The 7,292-nt window shown below is 40.0% G+C and carries 7 protein-coding genes; all 7 read right to left on the reverse strand.

Translation table 11 applies throughout. From position 1 onward, the window contains the following. Positions 1–21: 21 nt before the first annotated feature. A complete protein-coding gene (locus ACTB1O_RS03480; RefSeq protein WP_462993751.1) occupies positions 22–588 on the reverse strand; it encodes a hypothetical protein in 567 nt (188 codons plus the stop codon). A gap of 148 nt (positions 589–736) precedes the next feature. Next, positions 737–3,427 (reverse strand): UPF0182 family membrane protein, encoded by a 2,691-nt coding sequence (locus tag ACTB1O_RS03485; RefSeq protein ID WP_462993752.1) that lies wholly within the window; start codon positions 3,425–3,427, stop codon positions 737–739. A 105-nt stretch (positions 3,428–3,532) separates the two neighbouring features. Beyond that, positions 3,533–4,744 (reverse strand): tRNA (N(6)-L-threonylcarbamoyladenosine(37)-C(2))-methylthiotransferase, encoded by a 1,212-nt coding sequence (locus tag ACTB1O_RS03490; RefSeq protein ID WP_462993753.1) that lies wholly within the window; start codon positions 4,742–4,744, stop codon positions 3,533–3,535. A 66-nt stretch (positions 4,745–4,810) separates the two neighbouring features. Beyond that, a complete protein-coding gene (locus tag ACTB1O_RS03495) occupies positions 4,811–5,257 on the reverse strand; it encodes a DNA polymerase ligase N-terminal domain-containing protein (protein ID WP_462993754.1) in 447 nt (148 codons plus the stop codon). Positions 5,258–5,305: 48 nt separating this feature from the next. Then, positions 5,306–5,668, reverse strand: coding sequence for a DUF5518 domain-containing protein (locus tag ACTB1O_RS03500; protein ID WP_462993755.1), 363 nt, complete (start codon positions 5,666–5,668; stop codon positions 5,306–5,308). An 82-nt stretch (positions 5,669–5,750) separates the two neighbouring features. After that, positions 5,751–6,776: a DUF4435 domain-containing protein gene (locus ACTB1O_RS03505; protein WP_462993756.1), complete on the reverse strand. Its 1,026-nt coding sequence runs from the start codon at positions 6,774–6,776 to the stop codon at positions 5,751–5,753. Continuing rightward, the coding region (locus tag ACTB1O_RS03510) for an AAA family ATPase (RefSeq protein WP_462993757.1) at positions 6,769–7,292 on the reverse strand (524 nt) is incomplete at its 5' end. The genes ACTB1O_RS03510 and ACTB1O_RS03505, both read right to left, overlap by 8 nt.

The raw sequence follows: 7,292 nt of genomic DNA on the forward strand, positions 1-7,292 counted from the left end.
AGAACATAAAATATTTTGATTTTAACTGTTCTCTACTTTTGTCTTTGCAATAATTGTTTTGGATCTTTCATTGATTACCACAACCCGCCATGTACCCTTTTCAAGTCGCTTTGGATATGACCATTCCGTCCCCCAGTTGCTGTCATCGCCTATTCTTGCATACTGGTTTGTTATGTAATACGGGTCGCTTAAATTGTCTGATAAGGTATAATAATAAAAAGTTGCTCCGGGGTTTATTTCCAGACCTTTCATCGAAACAGACTGGATAGCCTCATGCTGGTCACCTTTCGGGTCATACAGAAGAAATCTCATATCTTCTGTTCCTGCATATTTTATATTATTGTAATTGATGTCAGATCTTTTTCCTTCTGTAAAAAATATTTTTATAGAATTTGCATCCCATGTATCTGCTTTGGAAAGTGCAGGTACAATCTCTGTATTAGTATACACATATATTGGGGTGTAATCCGCCTGAGTGTTGTCATTTGCCATATTCAGGGAGTATGTGAGTACTACTCCTGCAAGAATTATAAGAATTCCCACAAAAATCATCATCCCTAAGCTTTCTGTAAATCCCCCTTCAGACATTATATTCTGTATATGGATGGACATTAATAAAACCTGTTTGAATATTTATAAAAAGAATTTACGTAAATTATCAGTCAGATAATTTTTACCTTTAAAATAATAAAAACGGGTTTAATACAGATGCCTTAAAAAAGGGGGATTTTTGATATCAGGACTCTATTATCTCTCCAATCAGGTCAATATATCTCTGGTATTCCCCTAGATCACCATTATTAAGCGCCTTTTGTGCACTGTCATAAAGTTCGGCAATCCTGTTTAGCTTATCCAAAACCTCACTGCTGACAATTTCAACCTCTTCACCCTCACCGATGCCCTCTCCGGCACCTCCGACAGGTATTTCTACAGCAATATCACCAAATATCTCATCCAGTGCTTCTGCAAGAGTATCCTTCATTGTCAGGCGATCATTATAGGCAACAATCACACGCTTAAGCTGAGGAAGTGTTCCCTTCTCCGTTGCCTCAAGATAAAGCGGTTCAACATAGAGAATAGAGTTCTCAATCGGGATTATGAGTGTATTGCCCCTTAAAACCGAAGACCCTGACTGTGACCACAATGTAATATCCTGTGAAATCTCAGTGTCCTGATCAATTCTTGCCTCAATCTGCATAGGGCCGTATGTCAGTTCCTGCTTTGAGAACTGATAGACTACAATACCGCCGTAATTTGGTGCATCAGACCGTATGGCCATCCATGCAATCAGATTCTCCTTACTGCGTGGAGTAAACGGCAGCATCTGGATAAACTCCTCAGACTCTTCGCCCGGAAGTTTCATAATAACGTAATAAGGCTCCATCCTCTGCTTTGAACCCCTGTATGCCTCATCCGGCACATTCCAGGCATCTTCCCTGTTATAAAACACCCTTGGGTCTTTCATATGATACAGTGAATAGACTTCAGACTGAATCTCAAAAATTCCCCCGGGATATCTGACATGGTTTCTGAGGTTTTCAGGCATCTCTGAAAAGTCTTTAAATACGCCCGGAAACATCCCTTTATATGTCTGAATCAGAGGATCCTTATTGTTTACAACATAATATGAAATATCTCCGTTGTAAGCGTCAATTACAACTTTAACACTGTTTCTGATATAATTGATTTTTTCATATTCAGAAGTCCGGATACTTGCCGAATACGGGAATTTATCTGTTGTGGTATAGGCATCAATTACCCAGAAGAGCCTGCCTTCTGAAACAACGATGTATGGATCTGAATCATATGATAAAAATGGTGCAATAATATCTGCACGTTTTAGAATATTCCTGTTCATAAGAATTCTGCTGTCAGAATCAAGGCTTCCTGACACCAGAAGTTCAACAGACTTAAACTTAATTGCGTAAATGAGCCTTTGAATTATGCCGGATAATTCAACTCCCCCGGCTCCCTGATATGTTGTGTAAATATTGTCATCACTTGAGGGATAATCAAACTCTTCTGTTTTAGTCATAACAACAGAATAGTCATCAAGACCCTCGCCGTAATAAATTCCCGGCTGGTTAAGCTCGATATAATCAGAAGTCGGAGGGATGTCCTTTAAGTAAAAATCAGGCAGGCCTTCTTTTGATACAACATCAACCGGACTCATAACAGCCCCGTAGCCATGGGTATAAACAAGATGTGTATTGACCCAGGTCTGCGCCTGCGGGGGAAGATCCTTTATATTCATCTCCCTTGCCGAGACCAGGACCTCTTTATAGCTGTCACCGAAGGTATAGCGGTCAACGTCAATATCATTAAACTCATAATAAGTTCTGAAGAGCTGCAACTGCTCATATGTGGTCTTTAACGGGCGCCAGTCCCAGAGACGGATATTTTCAACAGTTGCACTGTTCTTAATTATATCTGTCGTTGTCAGATTATAATCAACAGTAAACTGCCTTTCATCCACATCATCAAGGCCGTATGCAGCCAGAGTGCTGTTGATATTATATGAAAGATACTCTTTTTCAAGATTAAACTCGTTTGGAGATACAATCAAAGTCTGGACACCACCACCGATCACCAGTCCGATAACTGCAACTGCAATAAAAATGATAATGCCGTATTTAAGGATTTCAGGCCTGCGCAGTTTTTCGTTTATCAAAAACCCGATTCCAATCAGAAGTGAGACAAATGCCAAAACCGCCATAACCGGAAGTGTAACTGTTGCATCAGTATAGCCGACACCAAATACAGTTTCTCCGGGAGTGAACAGCAGGTCATAGCGTGAAAGCCAGATTCTTGCTGATATTGCCAAAAACAGGAAAAACAGCAGAACACTAAGTTGTGGAATGTATGAATCTATCTTAAACTGGCCCTTAAATTCAGCAATCTGTGGATCAGCAGGATTAAAGGTTAAAAATTCTGATCCAATCAGATAACCAAGGAAAGATACAATTATCGAAAAGATGACAATTCCAATGAAGAAATTCACAATCAGGTTAAAAAACGGGAGTGAAAATATATAAAATCCTGCATCAAGTCCGAAGATTGGATCAGATATGCCAAAGAGTTCCTGGTTTAAAAACATCAGCACAGTCTTCCAATGTGATGATACTGATAAACCCCCAAAAAGTGCCCCAAGGCCACAGACCAGCATCAACAGCCTTTTGTTTAAAACCGAAACGTCACTTACGTTTGCCGCAGACTTAAGAGAAATCCTGGCGTTAATGTAACTAAAACCAAAGAGTACAGCTGCTGCAATTATTCCGAGAATTACTGATACTAATATTATATTTAAGAAAATGCCGGCATAGCCGACAGAATCAAACCAGTAGTAATCACCCAGAAATGAGATTAATGCCGCAAATACTATAATAATTATTACAGGTATTATTGCGAAATATTGAGAAATTTTCATAATACAGGTACAAAATAAGTATGGGGATATTTAAAACCATAACATGTATTCTAATCCTGAAGTCTATCAGCCCGCCAGATCAGTTACAAAGTTATTCATTTTTCCCTAAACAGTTTCTGCTATGAGATAGTGTCTTTTATGTGACGTTATTTTAACATTCAGTCTTGTTCCGGGGGGAAAATCTTTCTTTATCACGATATTGTTGTATGATTTATCCCTGGCAATGACACTGCCGGCTTTTTTCTGTTCTGTAACTGCAACATCAAGATTTTTGCCAATCATTTTTGTGTTGTTTTCATCGTAGACTTCGTTTGCGGCAATTGTCAAAGCTCTTGACCTGTTCTTCTTCACCCAGTCAGGAAAATCTTTGTATTTAGCTGCCGGAGTTCCCTCTCTCACAGAAAACCGGGTTATATTGACTTTTGTCGGTTTTGTTCTGTTCAGAAGTTCGACTGTCTTTTCAAAGTCTTCGTCTGTTTCCGTCGGGTATCCGACGATGAAATCGGTTGATATCCTGACGTTGGGAATCTGCTCTTTAAAGGCATCAACGACTTTCACATATTCGGATGAAGGATATCCTCTCTGCATTGTTTTTAAGACGTTATCTGACCCTGACTGTACAGGCATATGGACAAATGAGTAGATTTTTTCAAGATTGAAGGCCGGAATAAGTTTTTCTGCAATAGGGATCACAGTTGCCGGATTCATCATTCCGACTCTCACTGCAAAATCACCCTCAAGCTCGTTTAATCTGTATAAAAGGACTGAGAGATCTGTTCCGATATCACGTCCCCAGGCACTTACGTCCTGTCCTGTAAGCTGAATCTCGGTTGCACCCTCTTTTATGAGTCTTTTTGCTTCGGCAATGATTCTCTCCAGATCAAAGCTTTTTAAGCGACCTCTCGCCTGTCTTGTAATACAGTATGCACAGCTTCCGAGACAGCCTGTTCCCATCTGCAAAATACCCACATTTTTATCGACAACTGCTCCCACACGACCGCTGCATTTGTATATTTCATCGGGGAGGATTATTCTGACATCAGGCCTTGTTGATTTTAAAAGTTCTTTCTGGACGACAGGCATGCATCCTGTTACATAGACCTCGCGGTCATGATATTCGTTAATCGCCTTTATCATTGCCCGTTCTGTCTGGGATACGACTGTGCATGTGTTGATAACCACGCAGTCCGCATCTTTTGGTTCTGCCAGTGTGCACCCCTGTGAAAGTGCAGTCTCTTTTATCTTTTCAGTGTCGGCGAAGTTGAATGTGCAGCCGTAGGTCTCAAAATGGACTTTTTTATCTTTAAGGGTGTGCATGAATATTGTAATATATTTGATCTTTAAGTGCAAAAAAGATGGTTTTTTAGCATCCGGCGGGGCCGGCTAATCTGCCTTCATTAAAAGCCAGGTCTTTGATCCTGCTTTCTGAAATCTCACAAGAATATATCTTCCTGTATTAATTTTTCCGGAAAGGATAAATTCAATCTTTAGATCGCTCCATAACAGTGTCTCATACGTCCCGCAGTCCTCAATTTTGAGCTCGCCTGTGCCCGACTGACTTTGTGGTATAATTCCGCTGAAATACAGAATGCTGGTCTGTTGATCTTTTGATTCTATTGCAATACACTTCTCTTTTGAAACCTTCGGCATTCCCCTGGGAAGTGTCCAGCACTTTAATACACCGTCTCTTTCGAGTCTGAGATCCAGGTGTACTGACTTTGCTGTGTGCTCATGCAGCACAAATCTGTTGTTTTTGCCGTTTTTGCATTCTTCTGGTCTTTTATCTGTAGGAATCATTTTGGGATTATACTGATCATGACCTGTGCACAAAAAAAGATTTGTGTCAGTTAGAATATTCAGATATTTTTTGAATCAGGATTAACTATTGCTGTTGTTTAAAAGACCGCCAAGGGCGCCTCCGATAAGGCCCAGGATTCCGAGTGTCAGTGCAAGCACGATAAGAATTACCATATCAACAGCAGCGGCTGCAAGAATTCCCACAGGGCCTAATATTGCCGCACCGAATATCAGTATAAGGACTGAAATTATTATTCCGCCGAAGATGCCTGCATAAAATCCTGTCTTTGCACCTTCCGATACGCCTTCGCCTGCCAGAAGTCCTGCTGTAAATCCTCCGATTAAAGGTCCCAGAAATCCTGCGATACCTCCGTAGTGGCCGAAAACTGCGGTGAATAATACCATTGCAATAAATCCGATGAAAGCTGCAAACCAGTTACTCATAAAAGTTAGATGTGCTCTGTTAAGCTAAAATACCTTATGATAGGGAAAATTAGTTTTAAACAGGTTTTGGTATATTTTGGTATCAGTCAGTATCTCTTATAAAAAGAGGCTGTGGTATATTTTTGGTTTGTTCATCTGCCCAGCATTTTAGTGATCTGAAAAGATCTGTTCTGAAAAACTCTTCTTCGTCATATAAATCTCTGAATAATCTTTCAAGGTCTCTTAACCTGACCTTCTCACCTGTAATTGCAGGATAGTTTCTGTTGATGTCTGCCAGAAGAACGCACATTAAGTCATGCCCCCGGCAGATCTGCATCGGGTGTTTAAAATAGTCTGTGTTTTCTGAAATTTCTTTTGAAAGTGCCTCTTTGAAATCATCGAAACGCGTTTTGTTTCTCTTTAAGATGAGATCCAGCAGTTTTTCTTCATTGAATTTTATTGTTGTAGAGTCTACAAACTCCATAAAGACATTTTTTTTCTTGCAGTTTATGTGCTTAAAAGTCATTCTGAGATCGTATTTTTCGTTTACATAGAGGGATAAGCCGATTAAGCGTGAACATTCCACAAGACCGTTCAGAATACTCTCGTCCCTTAGTGCCATAAGAGCTCTTCTCTGAAATCCTCCGGCAGAATTCGTCTCATAAATCCTGAGAACCTTTTTTATGAGTTCTTCTGAGATTATCATGGTCTCTATGTCATGCGTATCTGTAAAAAAAAGATTTTTTGAGCAGTTGTCTTCGTTTACACCGGTTTCTTTATTGTTTTTAAGATAATCCTCTGTGCTGAAAAATGAGAAATCCCTGTCAACAATTCCGATAATAGACTGTGATGCTTCTTTTGGCATATCTTTGAGGATGTCTGTAATCACTGAAATTACGTTTTCTTTGGAGTTTGCAAATCTTATCTCGCAGATTTCACTGTTGAAAAAACGGGAGTAAAATTCGTAGTCGTAGGGTCCTTCTGTTATGATAAAGATTTTTTTGGAGAGAGAAGGATAGTTTTTCTCCATCTTCTGAATAGTACCGCTGATCTCATCAGCATCGGCCCAGATATCCTCGAGTCTGTAGTTGTTTGTGGATTTGCCAAATCTTCTCCCGATTTTAGCCATCTATCTTTTCCCCTGAGAGATCCACTGTGTAGTCCCAGTTTGTGTGGATTAACTGGGGGGAGTGGGTCGCGATTATGAAATCAGACCCTGTGATATTGGTAATTTTTCTGATATAGTCGAGGTACATACGCTGCCAGACGATATGAAGTGAGATTTCAGGTTCGTCGACTAAAACAAGCGTTCCGGGATCAGTTGTGAATATAAGGTCGTAGTACATTACAAGCTGATTCTGCTCCCCGGAGGAGAGTCGTTCGGGAGCAACGGTCTCACTGTCAGATACCCTGAAGTAGAATCCCTTATCTGCCCGAATTTCAAATGAGATGCTTAGGAAGAGTGAATTAATTATCTGAATTAAAAGGTCGATTTTTCTTTCAAGATCTGAAAATATCAGGTATTTTTTTTCTGTATCTTCGATGTAGAGTTTGAGAGCCGCTAAAACGCCTGTTTCACCTTCGATCTCCTCATCTGCAATGCAAAAATCCTGGTCATGTTTTGGCTGATATGATAAAAATCCGA

It is taken from the genome of Methanomicrobium sp. (assembly GCF_055145805.1).

What these genes read in the sequence shown, in the direction of transcription:
- ACTB1O_RS03480 (WP_462993751.1), bottom strand. Translation starts at nt 588, where the DNA reads ATGTCTGAAGGGGGATTTACAGAAAGCTTAGGGATGATGATTTTTGTG.
- ACTB1O_RS03485 (WP_462993752.1), bottom strand. Translation starts at nt 3,427, where the DNA reads ATGAAAATTTCTCAATATTTCGCAATAATACCTGTAATAATTATTATA.
- ACTB1O_RS03490 (WP_462993753.1), bottom strand. Translation starts at nt 4,744, where the DNA reads ATGCACACCCTTAAAGATAAAAAAGTCCATTTTGAGACCTACGGCTGC.
- ACTB1O_RS03500 (WP_462993755.1), bottom strand. Translation starts at nt 5,668, where the DNA reads ATGAGTAACTGGTTTGCAGCTTTCATCGGATTTATTGCAATGGTATTA.
- ACTB1O_RS03505 (WP_462993756.1), bottom strand. Translation starts at nt 6,776, where the DNA reads ATGGCTAAAATCGGGAGAAGATTTGGCAAATCCACAAACAACTACAGA.